A 25,367-nucleotide genomic window follows, 5' to 3' on the forward strand; every position below is an offset into this window, starting at 1 on the left:
TATAAGTTCTCAATTTAATTACAGTTTTGACACAAATCTGACTGATGTCCACCAGCGCTCGGTAAATTTTTGCGTTACTAGTTTAAAACATTGCAAATTCCATGAATGGCCCCAATGTTCTATACACAACCAATACCCAAACAGAATTAAAGAGAATACACGGATGAGCCAAGCTATCTGTCGCATGATTGCTCAAGAGCTGAATGTTCGCCCTGAGCAAGTCAACGCTGCTGTAACCCTTATCGATGACGGTAACACGGTCCCATTTATTGCACGTTACCGTAAAGAGGTGACGGGCGGTCTTGATGATACCCAACTGCGTACTCTAGACAGCCGTCTGTCTTACCTTCGTGAGCTGGACGATCGCCGTCAAACCATCCTGAAGTCGATTCAAGAGCAAGGCAAACTTACGCCAGAGCTAGAACAAGAAATCACTCAGGCAGACAGCAAGACTCGTCTTGAAGACTTGTATCTACCTTACAAACCAAAGCGTCGTACCAAAGGTCAGATCGCGATTGAAGCCGGTCTTGAGCCACTCGCAGACCAGCTTTGGAATCATCCGCAAACTGAGCCAGAAAGCGAAGCAAGCAAATACCTTGATGCAGACAAAGGCGTGGCAGATACCAAAGCCGCACTGGATGGCGCTCGCGCAATCATCATGGAGCGCATCGCTGAAGACGCGAATCTTCTAGAGAAAATCCGCGCTCATCTAAACCGCAGTGCAGAAATGGGAGCTCGTGTCGTAGAAGGCAAAGAGCAAGAAGGTGAGAAGTTCAAAGATTACTTCAACCACAACGAGGCCCTAAGCAAAGTGCCATCGCACCGCGCACTGGCGATGCTACGCGGTCGTAACGAGGGCTTCCTGACATTGGCCATGAATGCCGATCCAGAACAGGAAGAAGGCGTTCGCCAGTCTTACTGCGAAACAATTATCGCTGACCACTACGGCGTGACGCTTAGCAGCGCACCTGCGGATACGTGGCGTAAGCAAGTAATTAGCTGGGCATGGCGCATCAAAGTATCGATGCACATGGAAACCGAGCTAATGGGCGCAATGAAAGAGCGCGCAGAAATCGAAGCGATTGAAGTATTTGCCACCAACCTAAAAGACTTGTTGATGGCAGCACCGGCAGGTCCTCGTGCAACACTTGGTCTCGATCCTGGCCTGCGCACGGGCTCTAAAATCGCTATTGTCGATCCGACTGGTAAGGTGCTTGCAACCGAAACCATCTACCCTCACCCACCACAAAAGCAATACGACAAATCAGCGCAAGTCGTTGATCAGTTGGTGCGCAAGTACAACGTGGATTTGATCGCTATCGGCAACGGCACGGCTTCACGTGAAACCGACAGTTTTGTCGCAGACGTCATCAAACGTGGCAACCTGAAAGTTCAGAAAATTATCGTGAGTGAAGCGGGTGCATCAGTTTACTCTGCGTCTGAGCTTGCAGCGAAAGAATTTCCGAATATGGACGTGTCTCTGCGTGGTGCGGTGTCGATTGCTCGTCGTCTGCAAGACCCACTGGCTGAGCTAGTGAAAATTGATCCTAAGTCGATCGGTGTGGGTCAGTACCAGCACGACGTTAGCCAATCTATGCTGGCAAAACGCCTAGATGCGATTGTGGAAGACTGTGTAAACGCGGTGGGTGTTGATGTGAATACCGCCTCTGCAGCGCTACTGACACGCGTAGCGGGTTTATCTAGCACCATCGCGCAGAACATTGTCGACTTCCGTGATGAAAACGGTCGTTTCGAAGCTCGCACGACCTTGAAGAAAGTGCCTCGCTTGGGTCCTAAGGCATTCGAACAGTGTGCTGGCTTCCTACGAATCATGGATGGTAAGAACCCACTTGATGCATCTGCAGTTCACCCAGAAGCGTACCCAGTGGTAAAAGCGATTTCTGAAAAGAACAGCAAAGACATCAAAGCACTGATTGGTGATTCAAGCTTCTTAAAAGGTCTGCATGCAGTCGATTACACTGACGATAACTTCGGTGTGCCAACCATTACAGACATCATCAAAGAACTGGATAAACCGGGCCGTGACCCACGTCCAGAATTCAAAACAGCGACGTTTGCAGAAGGTGTAAACTCAGTTTCTGACTTGGAACCGGGTATGATCCTAGAAGGCGTAGTATCGAACGTAGCCAACTTCGGTGCCTTCGTTGATATCGGCGTTCACCAAGATGGTCTAGTACACATCTCTGCACTGACAGATCGCTTTGTGTCTGATCCACGTGAAGTGGTGAAGGCGGGCGACATCGTTAAAGTGAAAGTAATGGAAGTGGACGTGCAGCGTAAGCGTATTGGTCTGTCGATGCGTATGAACGACGAACCGGGTCAAGACAACCGTAGCCAACGCTCATCAGCAGCGCCGCGCCGTAATGACCAACCGCAGCGTCGTCAACCTCGCCGTGATGACTCGTCATCTAACAACGCGATGGGCGGTGCTTTTGCCGCAGCGTTTGCTAAAGCGAAAAAGTAATCTCGCCTAGGCTTCACCACTAACGAATTTTCACAACTAAAAAGAAAACGCTCCAATCAGTGAATCTGCTTGGAGCGTTTTTGTTTGAGTAGGATATTGAGTCGTCATAATACTGCTATCACTTCTGACGGTGTATGGGGCGCGACCGAGTGACCATAATGAAACTTAATCACCTTCCTGCGCTTTTCCATCAATCCCTCTTTGACCGCAGCATCCAAAATGCGCTTAGGTAATCGAAAGCGTATCGCGTAGCCCTTACCCTGATCTTCGCTGTAACTCTTGAGCGCAAGCAAACCGAAGAGACGCTCTAGCGTGTCTTCAGGTTCTTCGTGATAACGGGTATCCACCTCGGGTTCCACTTCGTAACCTGGATGCTCCGATGGGTCCCACGAGGATTGGCGTCGCCGCTTCTCATCACTTTTTACTTTGCGCTCCGCATTGGTTTTCGCCAGTGCGACTGTTGGCGTCACAGGTTCTCGGACTTTATTGTCACGAGCAGCTTGTTCCGTCTGCACATTAACGGATGGGGCGATCAGTGGCACGCTTACGTTAGCCGGTGACACAATCATTGCGAACCCTCCTCAGAGTCGCCCAACTCGTCAATACAGCAAACTCCTCCCGCAAGAAGAGTTCGCTAAAACTTATATCGACCAATTTTTAAGCAGCTTTAGGGTTTTATTCGCTTAGAGTTGTAGACTCGCTAATTAAGCGGCAAATTCTCGCACTTGGAGACAAAACGCTTCATGTTCGGTCATGAACGGTGCATGAGAGGATTGATTGAAAACAAACTGCTGAGTGCTTGGCAATTGCTCATTTAAGTCACTTGCCACTTTGATTGGCACCAAACCATCAAGTCGACCATAAAGGCGTAGCATCGGCATAGAAAGGGAAGCCAAAGCATCGCGCAAATCCACATCGGCAAGAATGTTCAAACCAACCAACAATGAATCAGGGTTTGGTTGTGGACGTGATAGTACAGCTTGCTTGAGTTGTTTTACGTCTTTGCGCGCAGACGGGCTGCCCATCGCTTGCAGCGCCATAAAGCGCTCGATAGTGACCGAGAAGTCTTCCAGCAATTGATCGGTGAATGCGGTCAATACGTTAGGTTGAATGCCACGCCAAGGACGTTCAGCAGAAAATTTTGGTGAACTGGCTACCGTGATTAATTTGCTCACACGGTGCGGTGCATTAAGTGCAATGTGGGTTGCCACCAAGCCACCTAGTGACCAGCCAAGCCATACTGCTTTTTCTGGCGCGTCTTGCAGAACAAGGTCAGCGATTTTTGCTAAGTCTTCGGCGTGAGATTCTGCGCTGTGTCCGTACCCCGGAAGATCGACCACATGCACTCGGAAATAAGGTTGAAGAGACTCGACCGTCTGCTGCCATACCGCACCATTCATGCCCCATCCATGAAGCAACACTAAATCTGGTCCTTGACCAAACGACTGCCAGTGTAAATTCGTGCTCATGTTCTCGTTCTCTCCCACTTATCTTATTCCTTACTAGACATTCCAAGCTTTAATCTGATGACTCGCTCACCTTGGATGGATTGTATGTTATCTGATCAATGGCAAAACATCATGCACCGTGTACTTGGCAATCAATGCGGTTTGTGTCGATTTCCGATTTCCGCTGAACAGAAACCAAACCCAATGCGTTGGTGCGACCATTGTTTTGAACACCTTACACCCATCAAACGGTGCACTCGCTGTGGTTTAAAAATGACAGAGAAGGCGTCACAAACCTCCACGGAGTGCGGTGAGTGCCTGAAAGAGCCACCGCCTTGGCAACGTTTGTATACGTTGGGAGATTATGATTTCCCCCTTTCTCATCAAGTACAACGTTTTAAGGATAATGGTGAATCTTGGCATGTTACCGCCCTAACTCAATTGTTAGCGGAACGAATCGAGCATCCTGCCCCTATCATTACTAGTGTCCCTTTGCATTGGCAACGTTACTTAAAGCGAGGATTTAATCAGAGTCATGTCTTGGCGACACATTTAGCGCACCACTTGAATAGCAACTATCGCAATCGCGTTTTTAAACGCGTCAAAAGCGCACAATCTCAACGTGGAAATAAAAAAGCAGGTCGCGAGCAAAATTTGAAAGCAGCATTTGCCCTACACGGTGAGGTAAACTTTTCCCACATTGCTATCGTGGACGATGTTGTCACAACAGGCAGTACCGTCCGACAATTATGTCATTTACTACTTGAAGTTGGCGTAGAAAGCATCGATATTTACTGCATCTGCAGAACTCCTGCCCCTGGTTCAGGCTAGATCGCTTGGCAATGCCTTAGTATCAAAAAGACTAGACCAAGGCGGTAACAGGAGTAGAATAGCAGCAATAGCCTACAAATTTACTCAGGTATTCGTCGTGTCAAATATTACTATTACAGAAACTGCGCAAACGCATTTCGCCAACCTTTTAGGCCAACAACCTGAAGGTACTAACATTCGAGTTTTCGTTGTAAACCCAGGAACACAAAACGCAGAGTGTGGCGTGTCTTACTGCCCACCAGAAGCCATTGAAGGCACTGACACCGAAATCCCTTACAGCGGTTTCTCTGCTTTCGTTGACGAGCTAAGCCTACCTTTCCTGGAAGATGCTGAAATCGATTTCGTAACAGACAAAATGGGTTCTCAACTGACGCTAAAAGCACCTAACGCAAAAATGCGCAAAGTGTCTGACGACGCACCTCTAGTAGAGCGTGTAGAGTACGTAATCCAAACTCAAGTGAACCCTCAGCTAGCAGGTCATGGTGGTCACGTAAACCTTGTTGAAATCACTGACGACGGTATCGCTATCGTTGCATTCGGTGGCGGCTGTAACGGCTGTTCAATGGTTGATGTGACACTAAAAGAAGGCATCGAGAAAGAACTACTGAACCAATTCATTGGTGAATTGACAGCGGTTCGCGACGCAACAGAACATGACCGTGGTGATCACTCTTACTACTAAACGTTCAAAAGAACTCGGCTTTGAGAGCCAGTAAAAGTGTACATTGACGAAAAATGGGAGGCGTTTGCTTCCCATTTTTGTTTTCAATCGAACGAAGCTGAATCATCACGCTAGAAACTCGAGCCTTCTTCTCATATATTAAGAAATCTCATTAGCTTTAAAGCGTCAACGACACATAGGAGCCGGCGTTATGTCGAAAAGGACCCCACCAGAGATACTCTCTTGTCAGACGGTCGCACAATCTAAACTGTTTGCCGTGGAAGCCCTAGACCTTCGCTTCTCTAATGGTGAGTTGCGTACCTACGAGCGTATGAAGCCAAGTGGGCGCGATGCTGTAATGGTTGTTCCTGTTACGGAGCAAGGCGATTTACTGCTCGTACGCGAATACGCAGCAGGCACAGAACGCTACGAGCTCGGCTTTCCAAAAGGTTTGATTGACCCAGGGGAGACTCCGCATCAAGCGGCAAATCGTGAGCTTAAAGAAGAAATTGGTTTTGGCTCTAACGCGCTAACACCACTCAAACAAGTCATCCTTGCTCCTTCTTATTTCTCCAGCAAGATGATCTTGTTCTTAGGACAAAGCCTTTACCCAGAAAAACAAGAAGGTGATGAGCCAGAGCCATTAGAAATTGTTCGCTGGCCACTTGCTCAAGCCGAAGAATTATTAACGCACTTGGATTTTTGTGAAGCAAGAAGCATCACGGCGTTGATGTTGGCACTAAAACACTTACAAAACACCACTCACAACCAAAACCAATAACGGTCAAAGAGCCGAGCCATAATTGTGAGAAAGGACCATTACTTATGCCAATGACAAAAGATTTATCTCACCTGCTCCCGCAAGTCATCGAGATCGCGCGTAGTGCAGGACAATTGATTTTAGATATCTACGAAAAAAAGCAGTACGAAGCCTACATCAAAAGTGATGAGACACCGGTCACCAGTGCCGACATTGCAGCACATAAGCTGATTACAGAACGCCTAAGCGAGCTGACACCTGATATCCCCGTGCTTTCAGAAGAAGCAGCGGACATTAGCTTAGAACAACGCGCACAGTGGGAACGTTACTGGTTAGTTGACCCTCTTGATGGTACACAAGAATTCATCGCACGCAGTGGTGACTTCGCGACCATCATTGCTCTGATCGACAACAACAAGCCAACCATGGGAGTAGTTTACGGTCCAGTTTCTGGCGTAACTTACTATGCTTACAATGGCAAAGGTGCATGGAAGATCCCAGACATGTCAGAGAGTGTGAAAATTCATACCCACAAACATGAACAACCGGGACAAAACATCGCAATCGCAATCAGTCGTCGCCAAGACATCAACCGCATTACCAGTCGTATGAGCAGTGCTTGGAACTACGATTTAATTCCACTCGGCTCTGCCGCTCTTAAAGCATGCCTTGTCGCTGAAGGTGCTGTGGACTGTTACTTACGTCTAGGTCCAACTGGCGAGTGGGATACTGCGGCTACGCAGTGTATTGTTGAAGAAGCGGGCGGACGTATTCTCAGCACGCAACTTGAGCCGCTGTCTTACAACGAGCGCGAGACGTTAGAAAATCCGAACTTCATCGTACTGGGCGATGCTGACTTACCTTGGGACGAGATTCTACAACGCAAAGATTGATCACAATCCAAACTGCATAGCTAGATTTTAAAAGGCCACGAATCGACTTCGTGGCCTTTCTTTTTATCTCTTGTACAGCGATAGGAGTATTTAGCCTACCATGATCTAAAAGCCAAAAGAGCTGCACATTAGCAGCTCTTCAATAATGGGATGGTTTCTAAAACTGACTAGAAACGCCCTTTGTAATCAAACTCGTATTGGCCTTGAGCGTTCGGGTTACCCAACCATTTCAGTTGGTCACTCATCCCTGATGGGAACTCCGCCCCAGGTTTAAACCACGCTTTAGTAGAGTAGCGCTGATTTGGCATCAACTCGGCAGAAAACGCTGCGGACACTTGCTTGCTCTTTTGCTCACCTGATGCCGATAGTACGCTGTCTTTACAGTTCAGATCGGCAATCACAGGACCAAGTTCAAGGCTACCGAGCGGGCTTTGAATGCCACTCGCATTCCAAACTAGTGTACCTTCACCCGTTTTACACCAAGGTGCCGCGTAAGTCGCATGACGGATATTGAGCTCAAGCTGACCATCAACGCCAACTGGCACAGGAATACGCGCTTGCTCCACTACTTTGGCAGCCGGAATCGATGCAACCAAATTTTCAGCGTATGGACCACCAGTTAGGCTATAGCCAACCAAACCACGACCACGAACGTCCATATCACTTCCACGGCCAAAACGTACGGCGAATTCCGCTTTACCAGTGAATAAGCTTGATAGTTGGAAATCCCAATTTACCTCACCGAGATTTTGACGCTGCCAGCTGATATTAGAAGCACGGCCTTGCCACACAGAGCCTTGGGCATATTGAATTTCTAACCCTCTTACCGTCGGTACTTGTTGAAGCACCCAAGAAACAGGCAATCCAACAATCAAACTTGTGGAGAAAAAGGCTATGAATATAACAACGTAAAGTATTGCTCGCTTCACCTTAACCTCGCTTAAATTGCAGGCGATTCACATCAATCATGCCTGCTTGGTCTGTACGATCGATATCGAGAAATTCCACCTCAATACCTTGTTGTTCTTTTAGGTAACGCAGCCAATCCACCATCTGGTTAAATGCCAATGGCTTAATCCAAACTTGAACACTTTCATTACGTGGTTGAACTCGAATCAGCTCCACTTTGTAACGACGAGCAGAAGAAGAAACTAATTGGTTCAGAGGTTGATTAGAGAAGCTGACTCCACCACTTTTGCGTAGAGCAGTAATATCATCAGCCTTGTCTTGCACCCAATTCAACAACTGTTTTTCTGACTGAATTCGAGTCTGAGCGAGTTCAGCTCGTTGATTCATTGGCTGTAGTAGCCCCCAATAAATCATTCCGATAATGGCAATCACACCACCACCCATCATCAAACGTTGCTCACGTTGTGAGATGCTATTCCACCAAGCTTGAGCCTGAGCGATTAAATTCTTCATCATCACCTCACAAACGTTTTAGTACAAAGCTGCCTATCACAACATTTCCGTTGCGATTCAGCTGACCTTGTTCAACAGTGAACTTTTCTGCCAATTTCACACGCGCTTGCTCAAACGGTTGGAAATCTGAACTGCTTGCTTGAATGCGTACTTCACCGCGTTGGCCATCGTATTTAAAGCTGGTTATCTCCAGATCTTTAACCTGACCCAGTGTCGTTGGCAGTGCCGCTATCCAAGACAGCATTGCAGTTTCACTTGTACCACCAGAAAGACGACGCTCTTCATCGGTCATCTGACGCTTCAGGTAACTGACCGTTGGAATTCGCTTCTTGTTCGGGAAAATTTGGCGGAAAATGCGTTCACTTTCTTCACGATAGGCTTGTGCTTGCGCCTCATATTTATGGACCACCAGCAATTGCTGCCCCACAAGAACAACCAATAGCACACCCGCAGCGATAGCAGCTTTTTGCCAGACTTTTACGTACTTACCCCAAGACGATTTTGGCTTGAAGCTACCCGTTAATAGGTTGACCTTGCTTTCAGAAACACCTTTAGCAAGTAGTGCCATCGCCATTTCTTCAGGCTTTGCGACCCAAACCTCTGGGAGTGAAGATTCAGGAATCGAACTGTAACAATCAAGTTTCCATCCTTCATTCGCTTGCAGATAAGCAGAAAGGTATAAATCTAGCCACGACGCATCGACCACCGCACCTTGAGTATTGGAATGACGAATTAGCCATTGCTCACCCAACGCCACCGCAGAGCTGTTTTCTTCATGCACAGGCAACGCCAGCACATCAGGAAGGATACGCTTAATTACAATACCTTGACTGGAAAAACGCTGCAAAATGGTTTGAACCCAAGCACGCTCAACAGCACAAATTTGCGCTTTCTCTGCTTGCTTGTCTAATACTGTGAAATGCAGGTTATCCACGTCTTGTGCGACTTCATCTTCCACCAAATAAGGCAGCATGCTATCAAACTGACGAGCAGCACCCGGCGGGATATCTACTTCTGTCAGCACAACATCATTACTGGCTAACAAGGCAATCACTTGTCGCTGATCAGCGTAAGACGCCAACTCATCCAGATGTTCCCATCCGGCGAGTTCACCACTGGCAATCACGTCTTGCTGTTGTGTCGACCACACCAACCATGGAATGGTACTTTGTTGTTCGCTACTCAGCCGAACGGTCAGAAACTCGCTCACTGATTCCTCCAAAACGACGGCGAACGACAGTCACCGTTTCTCTATCTGTACTTTGTAAAAGACTACGGATACGTACTCGGGATTCATCCACCAGTACTTGTGCGTCCAATTCAAAAAAGGAGCTATCGACTCCTAAGTAGCCTTTAGCATTTTTCTTTACATCATCGCTCAAGCCAGCTAATTCTGACTCAGCTAAAAATTCATCAACACTATCCCAACCATCGAAAGGGCGCTTTTCAATTAACTGCACCGCATCACTAGAACTCAAGCCAGGAGTAAACATCGCGACTAAGATCGGCGCTTGTTCGACTTCAACAGTATTTACGTTCAAACGCCAATCGTCTGTGGGAATAGCACAAATCATCGGTGCGATCTTCTGATAAATGTCACCCGTGACTTGATATACCGCTCTCAGTTCGCTGGCATCAGCCATCAGGCCATTGGGTGGTAAATACGCAGGCTTCATTGCCTCATAAGTGCTGTCTTCTACACCAGCCGCGGAGCGCACTGTGCTGTCGCTATCGACGTATTCCCAAGTCGAATCAGCAATCACTTCCGCTTGGTATGGTTCCACGTCCATCTCTTCCATCAAGCGCTGGAACACTTGAACCAAATAAGGACGATTTGTCGAGTCACCCGATGGCTGAACACTCGCTAATACATTCATATTAAAGCAAGCTTGTTTGTCTACGATGCGTCCGGCCGCTTGACCATAATCTAGCGGATACACTTGTTCTTTAATTGCCCAGGGCTGGCTCATATTAATGGTATCGCTGTCTTCGTAGCTCTGCTCAATACCAATTTCAGCCAACGCCTCAACCCCCAAACTATACCAATACGCCTGTTGGTAATTGATCTGGTTCGCGCCTCGCTGAAACTGCAAAAACAATCGTTCAGACATACTTGCTGCAACGGTCGTCATAATCGCCAGTAGCATTAAAACAATAATAAGCGCTACACCACGTTGTCGCTTAGCCATTATTGCCTCCGGAGGATTCATCATTGGATGAGTCATCTTGCCCAGAGGCGCTGATCTTGCCTCCAGAGGTTAAGTAAGTACGGCTGATCTCACCGTAGTCTTTGAGTTTCAAAACAACAGAAACCGCTTTCGGTAACTCTTGCTTACTTTCCCATGTTTTTTTCCACGCTTTGCCATCGTAGAAACGCATATCAAATTCTTCGACCTGAGTCAGAAGCGGTGTCACAATACCTTCTTGTCCAACGGGTGTATCTGGGTAACGCCACCATATACGCTGTAGAACTTCATCTTTAATGCGATAGCCAACTTTCGTGACTTCACCACGTGGGAATTGCTGCTGAGGGTTGTGCCACCCCAAACGCGCAAACATCACGCCTTTCGCATCCGAATCAAGCAGGTATTCCGACCAAAACAACAACTGCTTTGATGGCTCTTCGCCATTGGTTCGCATCTGACGCATGGCCATTTGGCGGAAATCGTTATCCATCATCACCATTGCACGTTGCAACTCGTTCAAACGCTGCGTACGTTCTTGCGATAACACATTACTGCGTTGCACCTGCGAGACCACTTGATAGGCAGCAACGCTTAAGCTCGCAAAAATAGCAATCGAGACGAGCACTTCGATCAAGGTAAAACCTCGATTCGATTTCATACTTGATGCCTTATATCGCTTATTACTCCGCAACATAGCTTCTCACCGTCACAACAGGACTCGCTTCTTTTTCAGTTGCGACACTGACATCAAATGCTTTCAGCAATGGCTGCGCGGTGGCAACAGGAGTTACCTTCCAATACCAAGTTCGCCCCGCTAACTCTTCAGTGCCTTTTTGGGCTTTGAGTTTTTCAGTCGAGAGCATCACATTGGCCATTTGGTTATCCACAACCATGGCTGCAAACATTTTTTCTTCTAAATAACTGACAGTATTAATGTGTTGGCTCACCGAGCGAATCACACTGATTGCCGCCGTCGCAAAAATCGCTAATGCGACCAACACTTCCAACAACGTCATGCCTCTAGTATGAAGCGAAGAAGAACCGATACGGCTTTGCTTAGAACGTCGCATTGTTGTCGTCTTCCAATTCTTCACCAGGCTCTAGTAACAAGATTTCGCCGGTTTCTTTGCCAATGATGCGCCAACCATCGTTAAATGCGTCGCCATCTTCAGGAAAGAAAGACAAACTAAATGGCGTAACTTCCGCACTAGAGAAAATGAATACTTGAGGTGGCTTCACTTTCTTTTTCTCTTTTTCATCTTCTTCCGCAAACATGTCCTCATCAAACAAAGAACCGGGTTCAAATAGTCGGTCGTCATCGTCCCATGCGCCACCACCAAGATCCAATTGCAGCGAAATATCGCCTTCCAATTTGGTCTCACTAGGAATCTGTTTCAATTCCAATGGTTGCCATCCATCTTGAGTCAAGCTGAGCAATACGTAAGTGGATTTCACATCATCAACACGTAGACCAAAGTCTTTGCCGCTCAGTACGGCTTCTTCATTCAGTAGCTGTAAGCGCTGGAAAAAGCTTTGAGCATATTGTTTGGAAAGATCTTTCTGACTGGTAGGCAGGGTCGCTATTACGGCGACTGCGGTAAGAGATAACAAAACCAGCACCAATAGAATTTCTATTAATGTAAAACCACGATGTTTTTGCATTTGCTTCATTAGTGCTGGTTTGAACTTTATCTTATTGGAAATCTTGCATGTTCCAGTTGCCGATATCCGACGCAGGGCCTTCACCGCCCTCTTGGCCATCTGCACCTAGAGTAAAGATATCAATCGTACCGTTATCACCAGGGCTTAGGTATTGGTACTCATTGCCCCATGGATCAGACGGTAGACGCTTAATGTAGCCACCATCGCGGTAGTTGCGTGGTTCTGGGTTCGATGGTTTGTTTACTAACGCATCAAGACCTTGGTCTGTTGTTGGGTAAACGCTGTTATCCAACTTGTACATATCCAGTGCATTTTCTAATGCAACAATATCGGTGATCGCTTTTTGTTGGTCTGCTTTTTCTTTGTTACCAAGTAAGTTAGGAACAACAACACTCGCCAAAATACCTAGGATAACCACAACAACCATCACTTCTAAAAGTGTAAAGCCTTGTTGTTTACTACGCTTAAATTTCATTATTATCTCCGAAAGTTAGATTCAAGCTATATCATCAGTAGACACAGCTTAACTCGAATTTTATCCACTCATTAAGTTATTCATTTCCAACATTGGCATCAATGTCGCCATTACGATGAAAAGTACCAAGCCTGCCATCAATGCAATCAATACTGGAGTGAAAATGCCAAGTGCAATGTTGACCGTAGATTCAAAGTTTTGATCTTGGTTATCCGCAGCACGAGTCAACATACTCTCAAGCTCACCACTCTGCTCACCACTAGAAATCATGTGCAGCATCATTGGTGGAAACAAACGAGTTTGATCCAATGCTTTACGTAAGCTTGCCCCTTCTCTTACGTTATCTGCCGCGACCAAAACTTGCTGTTTCACGTAACGATTGGACATAACATCAACCGCGACTCGCATGCCTTCCAGAATCGGAATAGCACTGGATGTACAAATCGATAGCGTACGCGCAAATCGCGACGTATTTAAGCCACGAGAAATCTTACCAATCAGCGGTAGGCTAAGGATTTTTCTATCCCACGCTAAACGAAAGTTCGGTTTTTGTAGTGCCAGTTTAAGCCCGTAAAAGAGCACCACCACCACGATAAAGATGATCAGACCCCACTCTTGGACAAACTCACTCGCAGACAAAAGAAATTGCGTTGATTGAGGTAACTCTTGTCCCATCTGAATGATAGGTTCGATGATCTTCGGAACAACAGAAGAGAGCAACAGAGAGACGATACCAACGGCAAACACCACCAATACCACCGGGTAAATCATGGCTTGCAGCAATTTAGAACGCATTTTCTGACGGTTTTCTACGTAGTCTGCCAAGCGCTCTAACACCGTGTCCAAGTGACCGGATTTTTCACCCGCGGCAACCATTGATAGGTAAAGTTCGTCGAAAACATGCGGGTAATCCCCCAGGCTATCTGCCAGAGGATAGCCTTCCGTGACTTTTGAACGCACGGCGGCAATCATAGTACGAATACGCGGCTTTTCTGCTTGTTCTGATACCGCTTTCAAACACTCTTCTAATGGCATACCCGATTGAACGAGCGTTGAAAGTTGGCGTGTGATCAGTGCAAGTTCTGCGGTTTTGATACCACGCTTGAATCCGACTGACCCGCCTGACGACTTAGCCGCTTTTGCTTTAGCTTCCATCACCTCGACAGGAATCATGCCCTGTTCTTTTAGGCGTTGGCGCACCTGACGAGCATTATCCCCTTCAATTGTGCCTTTCTTCTGCTTGCCTTTCGCATCCAGCGCTTTGTATTCAAATGCTGCCATTACGCTTCCTTGGTCACTCGCATGACTTCTTCAAGTGAGGTAATGCCGCGGCTCACTTTGCTTAGGCCATCACTACGAATACTTGGTGTATGCTGACGGACGGCTTTTTCAATTTCTTGTTCACCGGCTTCGCTGTGAATTAACTCCTGAACTTGCTCATCCACCATCAGAAGTTCATGAATACCAGTACGACCACGATAGCCCTTCTGATTGCAGACTTCACATCCTGTCGCACGATGTAAAACCAGAGATTCATGCTCTTCCAAACCAAACAGTTTTTTCTGTTCTTTATCAGCTTCATAAGGCTCTTTACAGTCCGAACACAAGGTACGAACCAGACGTTGAGCAAGCACACCAAGCAATGAAGATGAAATGAGGAAAGGTTCGATGCCCATATCACGTAGACGCGTAATAGCACCCACTGCCGTATTGGTGTGCAGCGTCGACATTACCAAGTGACCAGTCAGAGACGCTTGCACTGCAATCTGTGCAGTCTCTAAGTCACGGATCTCACCGACCATCACCACGTCCGGGTCCTGACGAAGAATGGCACGTAAGCCGCGCGCAAACGTCATGTCGACTTTCGGGTTAACCTGCGTCTGGCCGATACCATCGATATCGAATTCGATTGGGTCTTCTACCGTCAGAATATTACGTTCGTTGCTGTTGATCTCTTGCAAGCCCGCGTACAAGGTCGTTGATTTGCCCGAACCTGTCGGACCGGTCACCAAGATGATACCGTGTGGACGTTGAATCAAGCGACCAAAGTTATCGTGCACCGATGGCGTCATACCCAAACTGTGTAAATCTAGACGCGTTGCGTTTTTGTCCAATAGACGCATTACCACACGCTCACCATGCGATGAAGGCATGGTAGAAACACGAACGTCTACTGCTCGACCACCGATACGCAGAGAAATACGACCATCTTGAGGAACACGTTTTTCTGCGATATCTAGTTTTGCCATTACCTTCACACGAGAAACCAGCAAAGGCGCGAGTTTACGGCTTGGGGTTAAGACTTCACGCAATACACCATCGACACGGAAACGAATTGACAGGGTTTTCTCGAACGTTTCGATATGAATATCCGATGCCCCTTCTTTGATCGCTTCACCGAGCATGGCATTGATCAATTTGATGATCGGCGCATCATCTTCAGACTCTAGCAAGTCCTCATCATGCGGCAGCTCTTCTGCCAATGAGAAAAAGTCATCACTGTCTGCACCAATGTCTTCCATCAACTGACGGGCTTCGGAAGAGTCGCGCTGGTAAGCTTCAGTTAGCTTTTTATCGAACGCTTCCTTGTCCATCGGTTGAGGAATAAAGTTTTGTTTCAGTACACGGCGTACTTCAACCAAAGCCGCAGGATTGAGCGGCTCGACGTAATACAGGATTGGAGGGCGCTCAGGGTGCTCCGTCTCCAATACCAGTTTAAAGCGGTTGGCAAAACTGAATGGCAGACGGCGCATGCTTGGCGCTGTGTCTAACATATCAACCATTATTCTTTACCATCTGATCGATGAACGCTTGAATTTCAGCAGGGTGTTTACGATCTTCACCAAATTCAGGCATGACTGGAATCTTAGAGTCATCCATCAACTTCAAGCCTTCTTGCGCTTTATAAAGTTGCTCTGCACGAATGAAGTTGTACTTACGCTGAGTGATGCCATCTGCCGTCATACCATCGCGGATGATGGTTGGCTTGATAAATACCATAAGGTTACGTTTTTCTGTTTGAGTACTAGTCGACTTGAACAGTTGACCTATTACAGGAATATCACCCAGTAGCGGCACTTTCGATTCACTTTCTAACGCACGCTCATCAACCAAACCACCCAGAACTAGCATCTGACCATCTTGAATCATCACAGAGGTATTCAACTGACGCTTCGCGAAACGTACGTCCACCGCACCATTCGCGCCCAGAACGTTTGACACTTCCTGCTCAATAGTCAGTTGTACTGAATCACCTTCGTTGATTTGAGGTACGACTTTAAGTTTGATGCCAACTTCTTTACGGTCAACCGTTTGGAATGGGTTGTCGTTATTCGATCCGGCTGTCGAGCCTGTAATCACAGGCACTTCTTCACCAACGATGAAGGACGCTTCACCGTTATCCATCACTGTAATGCTTGGGGATGATAGAATGTTTGAGTTTGAATCTGATGAGACGGCACTGATCAACGCAGTCCAGTCACCCATGACAATACTCATCGCTGCACCATTTACACCGCTAAGTGCAGATGCCAGAGTTGAGTAGTCACCAGATTCAGTAACGTCATATGGCGTACGTTCACCATCTGAGTTTGTGTAGTATTCAGTTCGTGTTTGATCTTTTGCTTCTTCAAGACCAACCATTACGCTACCAATTGACGCTCCAGAGTTGCCGTATTGAATAACCGCACCTGTTTCTAGGTTACCCCATTGAACGCCAAGATTGATGCCGTCGCCTTCAGACATTTCAACGATCAACGCTTCAATCAGAACTTGTGCACGACGGATATCCAGTTGAGAAATCACGTCTTGTAGCGCCATCATGATATCTGGCGGCGCAGTCAGCACCAAAGAGTTAGTCGCTTCGTGAGCGGCAATCACCACTTCGCCACGTTGTGAACTTGATGCGCCTTTTTGACCCGCTTGCTTCTCAGCTTGTAAGTTGTCAGACACCCCTTTTAATACGTCAACCAAGTCTTCGGCTTTCGCATACTTGAGGTAAACCACGCGGTTATTACCTTTCGTCGCCATTTCAACGTCAAGTTGACGAATCAATCGTTTAAGGCGTGCTCGCACTTTGGGATCACCAGAAATCAGGATTGAGTTGGTACGCTCATCAGCAACGATTTTAGGTTCAAGGAATTCAGGCGTACTTTTTTGATTCGTCGTTTTGTTCAGGGCCTCAACGATACGAACCATCTCAGCAGCAGAAGCATTGCGTAGCTCGACTAATTCGATTTCTTTATCACCCGCTTGGTCAACCCGTTTAATGATTTCCGCAAGGCGGTTTACGACCGCGGCACGACCTGTGATCAAAATGATGTTAGCAGGGTCATAGTGCACTACGTTACCGGCACCCGCGTTATCAATCAGCTGACGCAGTAGTGGAGAAAGTTCGCGAACCGATACGTTACGAACCGCGACCACGCGAGTAATGACACTATCGCCTTTCGCACTGCCGTCGCCTAAGACTGGAATGGCAGATGTTTTTGAGTCTTTTGCTTTAATGACTTTAAGTACGCCGTTGTCCATTTCTACAACCGCATAGCCATACACCTCTAGCACGTTAAGGAAGAAGCTGTAGTATTGCTCTTCATTAAGAACGTCATAGCTGCGTACGTCGATTTTGCCGCGTACTGACGGGTCAACGATGATGGTCTTTTCTAGGTTACGACCAACAATGTTGATGAATTCTTGAATGTCAGTGCCTTTGAAGCTAGCACTAAAATCGTTCGCCATCGCACCCGGTGCGCAGAGAAGAGTCCCTGCAAGTAACCAAGCACTTTTGCTAAACCAATGTTTCACGTATGTCTCCCTGAACTTACGCTGGTTGCCTAAGTATTACAATTGGATGTAGATGTCGTACTGCTGACCATCACGGTCCACAGTCAAATTCAGTTCTTGCGGGTCGTTCATCACTTGCATCAGTTGTACTGAAGATGAAGGGTCACTTAAATCGATCCCATTTAGTTGCACCGCAATATCACCAGGTTTTAGACCGACATCATTAAACAAAGCCGCATCACGACCTGGTGAGACGCGATAGCCGACAATTCCGCCGTCTTTCTTAACCGGAGAAATGTTGATGTACTTAAATACGCTCTGCGGATCTTTTGCGATTTCCGCTCGAATTTGATCTAACTTTTCACCCACAGCAGAAGGTTGGTTTGCCTTCGCCGCTTGTGGTCTAGTTGCCTGACGAGTTTCAGACAGCTTTTTGTATTCAATCCCTTCAAGCATAAGGGTTTCATCTCGGCCTTGGTTGTCAATAATGACTCGATCCACCAACACCGCTTTTAATTCTGCTCGCGTTCCATCAATTTCTTCGCCGATGCCATAAGTCGCTTGTTTGCCTCGGTTGGCAATCACCGCCAAGCTGGTTTTTGCGTTACTACTCGCAACCGCGCCAACTAACGTTAGGTTTAAGCGTGTTTTAGGCGCATCTTGCACGACAGGTTGTTCTACTACGACCGGCTTTTGCTCGGTGTACTTTCCGAATAAGTTGGCATTTTGGAGGGCATTGAAATCAATCGCGTCTTTTTTATTACCAGACACAACAGCACTTGCTGACGGTCTCCATTGAGTCACATCAGAAGTTTGAGGCATTGCTAACCACACCACTTTACCGAGTATCCAACCTGTCATTGCTATAAATAGACAAGTAAGTAGCAAACTAAGTTTCGCTTGAATGGTATGATTGTTGGACTTGATCTGAGCCAGTAGCGGGCTGCTTGATAATCCTGCACTTAGCTCTAAACGCTTCACTGAATTGATTCCTTTATTCTTACGTCTGTCAGCCTGAATCTAAATAAAGACAGCCGACTCTATCTTGCTAAAATTGCAATAAAATTACTACTCAACAAAGAGCAGTGAACTATATCACAACTTATATTTCATACCTTTTTCTTATGCAGTTTTTGCCAACTCCCTTGAAAAAAATACGCCTTGGCACCATCTGTAGGTGAATAATCCACCAGCATTGCGCTATCAGTGCAGTGATTAGATAGCATCGAGTTCTATGAGTTCCGAAAATGAAGCCGTAAGGCTAGATAAATGGTTGTGGGCTGCCAGATTCTATAAAACCCGCTCTATCGCACGTAATATGGTCGATGGCGGTAAAGTCCACTATAATGGGCAACGAAGCAAACCAAGTAAAATCGTTGAGTTGGGCGCTGAGATTCGTCTTCGTCAAGGTAATGAAGAAAAAACGGTGATCATCGAAAAAATCTCTGATCGTCGCATGGGCGCACCCATCGCTCAAACGCTCTACCGCGAAACTGAAGACAGTGTTAATCAACGCGAAGAGTTCGCGAAACAACGTAAACTCAACGCCCACAACCCTAGTCCGGAACGCCGCCCAGATAAAAAGCAGCGCCGCGACATCATTAAGTTCAAACATCAATAAACGCCGGAATTACCGACGAGGAAAGCACTCCATGGCAAATAATGTTTTACACCGCTACCTATTTGAAGACCTTTCAGTTCGTGGCGAGTTGGTACAATTGGATGAAGCATACCAACGTATTATCTCCAGCAAGGAATATCCGGCAGCGCTGCAAAAACTGTTGGGTGAGCTACTCGTTTCAACCACACTTTTAACGGCAACTTTGAAATTCGAAGGCTCAATCACGATCCAGCTGCAAGGTGACGGCCCTGTCTCTCTAGCAGTCATCAATGGCGATCATGATCAAAAGATCCGCGGCGTTGCACGTTGGGAAGGCGATATCGCTGACAACGCGACACTGCACGAGATGATGGGTAAAGGTTACCTAGTGATCACCATCGAACCGAAAAAAGGCGAGCGTTACCAAGGTGTCGTTGGCCTAGAAGGTGACACATTAGCTGAAGTTATCGAAGGCTACTTCGCAAACTCTGAACAGCTAAAAACGCGTCTATGGATCCGCACTGGTGAACACGAAGGTAAAGCACACGCTGCTGGTATGATGATTCAAATCATGCCAGACGGCACTGGTGCACCAGAAGATTTCGATCACCTAGAGCAACTGACAGACACAGTGAAGAACGAAGAGCTGTTCACGCTACCTGCGAACGAACTGCTATACCGTCTATATAACCAAGACACCGTTCGTCTTTACGAACCTCAACCAGTCGAATTCCATTGTGGTTGTTCTCGTGAGCGCAGTGGTGCAGCAATCATTACCGTAGACCGTGCTGAAATTAATGACATTTTGGCCGAAGAAGGATCAGTTTCTTTACATTGTGATTACTGTGGCACGTCATACTCGTTTGATGAATCAGAGATTACCGAACTCTATGCGCAAGCGGCTCCTGAAAAGAAAACCCTGCATTAATTTTCATAGCTTAGCAAGCCTGTAATTTACCTTTCAAAAGGCCAGCATCACGCTGGCCTTTTTGTGATCTAACCCTCGTAATACCTAGCCTCACACGTAATAAAGCAACCGCTTAATTTTAAGTAATTAATAATTCTTTTGGCCTAGCGCAAAGGTTTGCGCGCACGATAAACTATTCGTACCGATATGTGACGGGTTACCTAAAACCTTACTGAAATCATGGATAATTTTTGAGCTACATCCCTGTTTTCTCCCCGCCCCGTTGCTAGCATGGTGAGCAGATAAAAATTAAAACATTATTACAAAATCCCTACAAAAATCCTTATAAGGAGCACCTATGACCGTTATGGAACATACAAAGGCTGCAACACTTGATCTAACCAAACACGGACTGCACAACGTTAAAGAGGTTGTTCGCAACCCAAGCTACGAAATGCTATTCGAGGAAGAGACCCGTGCTGACCTGACAGGTTATGAACGTGGTGTCGTTACGGAACTCGGCGCGGTTGCCGTAGACACTGGTATCTTCACTGGTCGCTCACCAAAAGATAAGTACATCGTAAAAGATGCAACCACAGAAGAGCACATGTGGTGGACTTCTGATGCAGTAAAAAACGACAACAAAGCCATCAACAAAGAAGTGTGGGACGATCTAAAAGAGCTCGTGACCAACCAGCTTTCTGGTAAACGCCTATTTGTGATTGACGGTTATTGTGGTGCAAACCCAGACACTCGTTTGAGTATTCGAGTGATTACAGAAGTCGCATGGCAAGCGCACTTCGTGAAAAACATGTTTATCCGTCCAACAGAAGAAGAGTTGGCAACGTTTGAACCTGATTTCGTCGTAATGAACGGTGCGAAGTGCACGAACGACAAGTGGGAAGAACAAGGTCTGAACTCTGAAAACTTCACGGTGTTCAACCTAACAGAGCGTATGCAACTGATCGGTGGTACTTGGTACGGCGGTGAAATGAAGAAAGGCATGTTCGCCATGATGAACTACTTCCTTCCGCTGAAAGACATCGCATCAATGCACTGTAGTGCAAACATGGGCGAAGAAGGCGATGTAGCAATTTTCTTCGGTCTATCTGGCACAGGTAAAACAACGCTATCTACAGACCCTAAACGTGCACTGATTGGTGATGATGAGCACGGTTGGGATGACGACGGCGTATTCAACTTCGAAGGTGGCTGTTACGCGAAAACCATCAAACTATCGAAAGAAGCTGAGCCTGATATCTACAACGCAATCCGCCGCGATGCACTATTAGAGAACGTTACAGTTCGTAGTGATGGTTCTATCGACTTTGATGATGGGTCTAAGACAGAGAACACTCGTGTTTCTTACCCACTGCATCACATCGACAACATTGTTAAGCCAGTATCAAAAGGCGGTCACGCGAATAAGGTGATCTTCCTATCAGCAGACGCATTCGGCGTACTACCTCCGGTTTCTAAACTGACTCCTGAGCAAACTAAGTACCACTTCTTGTCTGGCTTTACCGCTAAACTAGCCGGTACAGAACGTGGCATCACTGAACCAACACCAACCTTCTCGGCATGTTTCGGGGCAGCGTTCTTAACCCTACACCCAACTAAGTACGCAGAAGTACTGGTTAAACGCATGGAAGCAGCTGGCGCAGAAGCTTACCTAGTCAACACTGGTTGGAACGGCAGCGGCAAGCGTATTTCTATCCAAGATACACGCGGCATTATCGATGCAATCCTTGACGGCTCAATTGAAGATGCGAAAACCAAGCATATTCCTATCTTCAACCTAGAGGTGCCAACTTCACTTCCAGGTGTCGATCCAAGCATCCTTGACCCACGTGAGACTTACGTTGATCCACTTCAATGGGAAAGCAAAGCGAAAGATTTGGCAGAACGCTTCATCAACAACTTTGATAAGTACACTGACAATGCTGAAGGCCAATCTTTGGTGGCAGCAGGACCTCAGTTGGATTAAACCATCAACGAAGTCTGCGTGACTTAGCTACAAAAATAATCGTCAAGCCCCTCTTTTGAGGGGCTTTTTATTGAATCCCACCCCAGATTGATACAAGCTTAAGCCTATCTAGGTTGCTCAAGAGACATATCTTCATCGGGTTAACCATTATTTTGCGCACAGGTTTTGGCAAGGATGAAAACAGCAGGTCGAATTCTAATTCTTATATTCGTATTGGCGATCGCGGTACCAACTGCTTTTATCGCCTTACTGACGACCTCGTACTCCAAACAAACCTGGAACCTGCTGTCAGAGTCGACTGAGCTCCCTTTGCAAGCAGAAAGTGTCCAATACGAATTTCCTTACCACCTGAAACTGCAAGGCGTCACATCAAAAGATAAACAATGGCCTTATATCGAACAAGTTGATGTCTGGCTCAACCCCGATGTTCGTCACAATGGAAAGTGGGTTGTCGATAGTTTGCTTATTGATGGTCTGAGCTTGCAACAAGGCATGCCGACTCTCCCTCAATTAACAAATGTCCAATTTCATCAGGTGGCGCTAAAAAACCTCGATTATGCGGATGACGCATTCAGTATTAATGGTTTAAGTCTACAAATCCAAGATCCACAATGGAATGGCAAGGACCAACTCGTTCCTTTCGGTGCAATCCAACTGTCTGCCGAGCAGTGGTACTGGAATGGTGAGACCTTTAACAATGTTTTGGTCGATGTCGATTATAAAGCACAGGACAGCACCCTTTACGGCGCGTCGTTTAATTGGCGAGACAGTGAGATTTCAGGCCAAGGTGAGCACTATCCACAAGGTTGGTCGCTGGTGAATGTCACTGTTGACAGGCTCAAAATCAACAACACTCAGTTACAATCCTTGTTAGCGAAACAATGGCATGCTCTACCGATTAACATAAGTCACATTAACAGCCTCGACCTACTGAATGCAGACGTGGAATACGGAGATTGGCATTGGCAGAATTTAGAATTGTCGGTAGAAGATGCATCTCTCCCATTGTCATTGTGGAATACAACAGCACAAATATCTCTGCAAGCTGACAGCGTCAGTTTCCAAGATCAAACCGCGGTTGAGCCTCGCTTGAATGCTCAATTCAAGCCAGGATCCATTCAACTGCAAGAACTAAGCTTAGATTGGCAACAGGGTACCGTTCAGATATCAGGCGAGTTTGAGCCAGAGCATTGGAAAATTAACAACGCCACCATCACTGGATTAAAATGGGCAATCCATCCAGGAGATAAAACCGATTGGTGGCAAACAACGACAGAGAAGCTTCAGCAAGTCGATGTTAAGCAGTTAGAGATTGAACGCAGTCAAGTAATCCAGTTATCCAAACAACCTTACTGGCAGCTTTCTGGCTTGAATTTGGAGGGTGACCAGCTCGAAGTCAAACACAGCAATGGTCACTGGGGTATTTGGAATGGCAAGCTTGATGCAAGCGTCGTGAATGCCAGTTACGATCAAGTCCTTTCCTCGCATGCTGCGATCGCAACCCAAAGTGAAAATGGCTTCTGGCAGCTAACACGTTTGTTTGCGCCATTAGAGCAAGGCTATATCGAAGGCTTGGGGCAAATCGATCTCAGTACCACCAGTCAACCATGGGCACTAAACCTCAATGCAGATGGTATTCCCCTGCAATTACTTCACTCATACTTACCAACAGCACTTGCGGTCAATGGCTTCTCTGACTTAAGTCTCGATTTAAAAGGATTGGCGGGCGATCAAAACATGCTTTCTTACAGCTTATCGGGAGAAGTCGAAGCCAACTTGCGTGATACCACCTTGAAATCGCAAGCGGACGATTCACTAAAGTCAGTCACTTTCAGCCCATTACGACTGCAAGCTCAGCGAGGCGAAGTAAAGCTTCAACCAGTGACCATTTCCGGCAAAGCCATTTCGGGTAACCTATCGGGTGAGTTTGATATGGCGAATAACCCACTGAGCGGTGTGATTTATCAGCTCAAAGAAGTGTGTGGAAAAGTTCAAGGTGACATATTGAGTGGCGACGTCGAAACCAATGAATGTGCAATTAAGCCAAAGAAGACTGAGTCAATCGAATCAGAAAAGCCTTCATCGAAAGTAACAAGCAGCAAAACGATTGACGCAATTAATCTAGAGCACCATGAAGAAGAACTGAGCGAAGAAGTGGTCGAAGAGGAAGAGCCTCACGCAACGGTGCACTCAGAAGAGCAACTTATCTCTAATCAAGAAGACTCGACTAAAGGTCCAGTTAAAGAAAGCGCGGCAGAAACTAACGCTGCCCCGCAAGGCCGTGACCTAACATCTGAAAAAGGCGCATCTACAAACACAGACGCGCCACAAGAAACACTAACAGCTGAGTAACTTAGAGTAATTCGGTAGCAGCATGTAAGTACCAACAAAGTCCACTGCTGGTACGTCACCACTGTAAATCACCACATGAATAACAATGCGCGCTTTACGTCCTGACGCAAGCCTGTCCAAATCACCACTAATACCATCAAGTGAGGTACTCGCCACAGGATTCTGCTCAACCGGATGGCGATAGCGAATCGAACTGTCTGCCAACACGATATCGCCGTGCAAACCACGCTCTTTCATCAACAACCACGTCATACCCCACCCCGTCAATGTCGCCAGAGTAAAGGCAGAGCCTGCAAACATGGTGTTATGCGGATTCAAGTTTGGATTGAGCTGTGCGCTACACTCAAACTGGTAACCCGTGTATTGATTGATTTTGATCCCCATCTTATCTGCAATTGGGATCTGCGCTTCCCAGCGTTCTTGTAGCTCGGTACACCAGTCGGGACGGCGAAGTACATCAGCCATTGGGTCAAGGTGTTTGACCATCTGTTGGTGGCGCACCGGTCCACGTTCATCGGTCAGTTCACCTCTTCGCTCAAAACCGTTCTTTTCGTAGAAGGCAATCGCATCTTCACGCGCATTACACACCAAACGCTTCGCGCCTTCTTGACGCGCCAGAGATTCCAACGCCACGAGCACTAATGAGCCCATGCCTTTGCTACGACGGTTATTTTTCACTGCCATGTAGCGGATCTGACCATCATTATCTGGGGTAATGTACAAACGACCAATTGCCATAGGGCGGCCACGACTGTCAGTAATCATGCGATGATGGCTCATGCCATCGTACTCATCACGCTCTGATCCTATCGGCATACGCCAAGGTTCACGTAGCAATTGCCAGCGAAATTGATAGTACTTATTGAGCTGATTTTCTGTTTTTGGAGTTATGAGTTTGAACATATCAATCCTTGAA

The 25,367-nt window shown here is 46.8% G+C and carries 24 protein-coding genes; 9 read left to right on the plus strand and 15 right to left on the minus strand.

Features of this window, described 5'->3' with window-relative positions:
- Positions 1–163 precede the first annotated feature (163 nt).
- On the plus strand, positions 164–2,485 hold the full coding sequence (locus ITG12_RS10250; protein WP_039975908.1) for a Tex family protein: 2,322 nt from the start codon (positions 164–166) through the stop codon (positions 2,483–2,485).
- 104 nt (positions 2,486–2,589) lie between these two features.
- Here the strand turns inward: ITG12_RS10250 and ITG12_RS10255 are convergent, their stop codons facing one another.
- A complete protein-coding gene (locus tag ITG12_RS10255; RefSeq protein WP_038870081.1) occupies positions 2,590–3,054 on the minus strand; it encodes a hypothetical protein in 465 nt (154 codons plus the stop codon).
- A gap of 135 nt (positions 3,055–3,189) precedes the next feature.
- The gene (gene bioH, locus ITG12_RS10260; protein ID WP_248873049.1) at positions 3,190–3,954 is read right to left on the minus strand and encodes a pimeloyl-ACP methyl ester esterase BioH; all 765 of its coding nucleotides are present in this window, start codon (positions 3,952–3,954) and stop codon (positions 3,190–3,192) included.
- 84 nt (positions 3,955–4,038) lie between these two features.
- On the opposite strand from bioH, the gene ITG12_RS10265 reads away from it, so the two are divergent.
- From ITG12_RS10265 to cysQ, 4 genes are all read left to right on the plus strand, one after another.
- Positions 4,039–4,764 (plus strand): amidophosphoribosyltransferase, encoded by a 726-nt coding sequence (locus ITG12_RS10265; protein ID WP_038870079.1) that lies wholly within the window; start codon positions 4,039–4,041, stop codon positions 4,762–4,764.
- Positions 4,765–4,861: 97 nt separating this feature from the next.
- Positions 4,862–5,446: a Fe-S biogenesis protein NfuA gene (gene nfuA, locus ITG12_RS10270; RefSeq protein ID WP_038870077.1), complete on the plus strand. Its 585-nt coding sequence runs from the start codon at positions 4,862–4,864 to the stop codon at positions 5,444–5,446.
- 190 nt (positions 5,447–5,636) lie between these two features.
- A complete protein-coding gene (gene nudE, locus ITG12_RS10275) occupies positions 5,637–6,206 on the plus strand; it encodes an ADP compounds hydrolase NudE (RefSeq protein ID WP_248873050.1) in 570 nt (189 codons plus the stop codon).
- A gap of 44 nt (positions 6,207–6,250) precedes the next feature.
- On the plus strand, positions 6,251–7,078 hold the full coding sequence (cysQ, locus tag ITG12_RS10280) for a 3'(2'),5'-bisphosphate nucleotidase CysQ (protein ID WP_038870073.1): 828 nt from the start codon (positions 6,251–6,253) through the stop codon (positions 7,076–7,078).
- Between the two features lie 167 nt (positions 7,079–7,245).
- On the opposite strand, the gene ITG12_RS10285 is transcribed toward cysQ, so the two are convergent.
- Genes ITG12_RS10285 through gspC form a run of 12 tightly spaced genes read right to left on the minus strand, consistent with a single transcriptional unit; the run spans position 7,246 to position 18,586 of the window.
- Positions 7,246–8,007 carry a type II secretion system protein N gene (locus tag ITG12_RS10285; RefSeq protein WP_248873051.1) on the minus strand — a complete coding sequence of 254 codons (762 nt, stop codon included), beginning with the start codon at positions 8,005–8,007 and terminating at the stop codon, positions 7,246–7,248.
- A gap of 1 nt (position 8,008) precedes the next feature.
- Positions 8,009–8,500: a type II secretion system protein M gene (locus tag ITG12_RS10290; RefSeq protein ID WP_248873959.1), complete on the minus strand. Its 492-nt coding sequence runs from the start codon at positions 8,498–8,500 to the stop codon at positions 8,009–8,011.
- Positions 8,501–8,507: 7 nt separating this feature from the next.
- Complete coding sequence (gspL, locus tag ITG12_RS10295) at positions 8,508–9,710, minus strand: type II secretion system protein GspL (protein ID WP_045422166.1); 1,203 nt, start codon at positions 9,708–9,710, stop codon at positions 8,508–8,510.
- Positions 9,679–10,689: a type II secretion system minor pseudopilin GspK gene (gene gspK, locus ITG12_RS10300; RefSeq protein ID WP_248873052.1), complete on the minus strand. Its 1,011-nt coding sequence runs from the start codon at positions 10,687–10,689 to the stop codon at positions 9,679–9,681. Before gspK ends, gspL begins: the two co-directional genes overlap by 32 nt.
- Complete coding sequence (gene gspJ / locus ITG12_RS10305; RefSeq protein WP_095760558.1) at positions 10,682–11,344, minus strand: type II secretion system minor pseudopilin GspJ; 663 nt, start codon at positions 11,342–11,344, stop codon at positions 10,682–10,684. Before gspJ ends, gspK begins: the two co-directional genes overlap by 8 nt.
- A gap of 22 nt (positions 11,345–11,366) precedes the next feature.
- Positions 11,367–11,756, minus strand: coding sequence for a type II secretion system minor pseudopilin GspI (gspI, locus tag ITG12_RS10310; protein WP_283102914.1), 390 nt, complete (start codon positions 11,754–11,756; stop codon positions 11,367–11,369).
- Positions 11,743–12,348, minus strand: coding sequence for a type II secretion system minor pseudopilin GspH (gene gspH / locus ITG12_RS10315; protein ID WP_104041268.1), 606 nt, complete (start codon positions 12,346–12,348; stop codon positions 11,743–11,745). The genes gspI and gspH overlap by 14 nt, the downstream gene beginning before the upstream one ends.
- 31 nt (positions 12,349–12,379) lie before the next feature.
- A complete protein-coding gene (gene gspG / locus ITG12_RS10320) occupies positions 12,380–12,823 on the minus strand; it encodes a type II secretion system major pseudopilin GspG (protein WP_005430189.1) in 444 nt (147 codons plus the stop codon).
- Positions 12,824–12,883: 60 nt separating this feature from the next.
- Positions 12,884–14,104: a type II secretion system inner membrane protein GspF gene (gene gspF / locus ITG12_RS10325; protein WP_038870059.1), complete on the minus strand. Its 1,221-nt coding sequence runs from the start codon at positions 14,102–14,104 to the stop codon at positions 12,884–12,886.
- Complete coding sequence (gspE, locus tag ITG12_RS10330) at positions 14,104–15,606, minus strand: type II secretion system ATPase GspE (protein WP_038870057.1); 1,503 nt, start codon at positions 15,604–15,606, stop codon at positions 14,104–14,106. Before gspE ends, gspF begins: the two co-directional genes overlap by 1 nt.
- The gene (gene gspD, locus ITG12_RS10335) at positions 15,599–17,626 is read right to left on the minus strand and encodes a type II secretion system secretin GspD (RefSeq protein WP_038870055.1); all 2,028 of its coding nucleotides are present in this window, start codon (positions 17,624–17,626) and stop codon (positions 15,599–15,601) included. The genes gspE and gspD overlap by 8 nt, the downstream gene beginning before the upstream one ends.
- A gap of 36 nt (positions 17,627–17,662) precedes the next feature.
- Entirely contained in the window at positions 17,663–18,586 is a 924-nt protein-coding gene (gene gspC, locus ITG12_RS10340) for a type II secretion system protein GspC (protein ID WP_038876995.1), read from the minus strand.
- A 253-nt stretch (positions 18,587–18,839) separates the two neighbouring features.
- On the opposite strand from gspC, the gene hslR reads away from it, so the two are divergent.
- The 4 genes from hslR to ITG12_RS10360 all read left to right on the plus strand — a co-directional run bounded on the left by hslR (position 18,840) and on the right by ITG12_RS10360 (position 24,451).
- On the plus strand, positions 18,840–19,226 hold the full coding sequence (gene hslR / locus ITG12_RS10345) for a ribosome-associated heat shock protein Hsp15 (protein WP_038870051.1): 387 nt from the start codon (positions 18,840–18,842) through the stop codon (positions 19,224–19,226).
- Positions 19,227–19,257: 31 nt separating this feature from the next.
- Positions 19,258–20,133, plus strand: coding sequence for an Hsp33 family molecular chaperone HslO (gene hslO / locus ITG12_RS10350; protein ID WP_038870048.1), 876 nt, complete (start codon positions 19,258–19,260; stop codon positions 20,131–20,133).
- 337 nt (positions 20,134–20,470) lie between these two features.
- Positions 20,471–22,099 carry a phosphoenolpyruvate carboxykinase (ATP) gene (gene pckA, locus ITG12_RS10355; protein WP_038870046.1) on the plus strand — a complete coding sequence of 543 codons (1,629 nt, stop codon included), beginning with the start codon at positions 20,471–20,473 and terminating at the stop codon, positions 22,097–22,099.
- A 174-nt stretch (positions 22,100–22,273) separates the two neighbouring features.
- Positions 22,274–24,451 (plus strand): AsmA family protein, encoded by a 2,178-nt coding sequence (locus ITG12_RS10360; protein WP_038876997.1) that lies wholly within the window; start codon positions 22,274–22,276, stop codon positions 24,449–24,451.
- Here the strand turns inward: ITG12_RS10360 and ITG12_RS10365 are convergent.
- Entirely contained in the window at positions 24,437–25,354 is a 918-nt protein-coding gene (locus tag ITG12_RS10365) for a bifunctional GNAT family N-acetyltransferase/hotdog fold thioesterase (protein WP_038870043.1), read from the minus strand. The two genes, ITG12_RS10360 and ITG12_RS10365, sit on opposite strands and share 15 nt — an antisense overlap.
- Positions 25,355–25,367 lie beyond the last annotated feature (13 nt).

The sequence above is a fragment of the Vibrio sp. ED002 genome (assembly GCF_023277445.1).
In the GTDB taxonomy this organism is placed as follows: domain Bacteria; phylum Pseudomonadota; class Gammaproteobacteria; order Enterobacterales; family Vibrionaceae; genus Vibrio; species Vibrio jasicida.

Coding starts and splice junctions, on each gene's coding strand:
- ITG12_RS10365 (WP_038870043.1), bottom strand. CDS start 25,354: ATGTTCAAACTCATAACTCCAAAAACAGAAAATCAGCTCAATAAGTAC.
- hslO (WP_038870048.1), top strand. CDS start 19,258: ATGGCAAATAATGTTTTACACCGCTACCTATTTGAAGACCTTTCAGTT.
- gspK (WP_248873052.1), bottom strand. CDS start 10,689: ATGGCTAAGCGACAACGTGGTGTAGCGCTTATTATTGTTTTAATGCTA.
- ITG12_RS10265 (WP_038870079.1), top strand. CDS start 4,039: ATGTTATCTGATCAATGGCAAAACATCATGCACCGTGTACTTGGCAAT.
- ITG12_RS10250 (WP_039975908.1), top strand. CDS start 164: ATGAGCCAAGCTATCTGTCGCATGATTGCTCAAGAGCTGAATGTTCGC.
- ITG12_RS10255 (WP_038870081.1), bottom strand. CDS start 3,054: ATGATTGTGTCACCGGCTAACGTAAGCGTGCCACTGATCGCCCCATCC.
- cysQ (WP_038870073.1), top strand. CDS start 6,251: ATGCCAATGACAAAAGATTTATCTCACCTGCTCCCGCAAGTCATCGAG.
- gspI (WP_283102914.1), bottom strand. CDS start 11,756: ATGCGACGTTCTAAGCAAAGCCGTATCGGTTCTTCTTCGCTTCATACT.
- hslR (WP_038870051.1), top strand. CDS start 18,840: ATGAGTTCCGAAAATGAAGCCGTAAGGCTAGATAAATGGTTGTGGGCT.
- gspH (WP_104041268.1), bottom strand. CDS start 12,348: ATGCAAAAACATCGTGGTTTTACATTAATAGAAATTCTATTGGTGCTG.
- ITG12_RS10360 (WP_038876997.1), top strand. CDS start 22,274: ATGAAAACAGCAGGTCGAATTCTAATTCTTATATTCGTATTGGCGATC.
- gspJ (WP_095760558.1), bottom strand. CDS start 11,344: ATGAAATCGAATCGAGGTTTTACCTTGATCGAAGTGCTCGTCTCGATT.
- nudE (WP_248873050.1), top strand. CDS start 5,637: ATGTCGAAAAGGACCCCACCAGAGATACTCTCTTGTCAGACGGTCGCA.
- ITG12_RS10290 (WP_248873959.1), bottom strand. CDS start 8,500: ATGAAGAATTTAATCGCTCAGGCTCAAGCTTGGTGGAATAGCATCTCA.
- gspG (WP_005430189.1), bottom strand. CDS start 12,823: ATGAAATTTAAGCGTAGTAAACAACAAGGCTTTACACTTTTAGAAGTG.
- pckA (WP_038870046.1), top strand. CDS start 20,471: ATGACCGTTATGGAACATACAAAGGCTGCAACACTTGATCTAACCAAA.
- gspF (WP_038870059.1), bottom strand. CDS start 14,104: ATGGCAGCATTTGAATACAAAGCGCTGGATGCGAAAGGCAAGCAGAAG.
- bioH (WP_248873049.1), bottom strand. CDS start 3,954: ATGAGCACGAATTTACACTGGCAGTCGTTTGGTCAAGGACCAGATTTA.
- gspE (WP_038870057.1), bottom strand. CDS start 15,606: ATGGTTGATATGTTAGACACAGCGCCAAGCATGCGCCGTCTGCCATTC.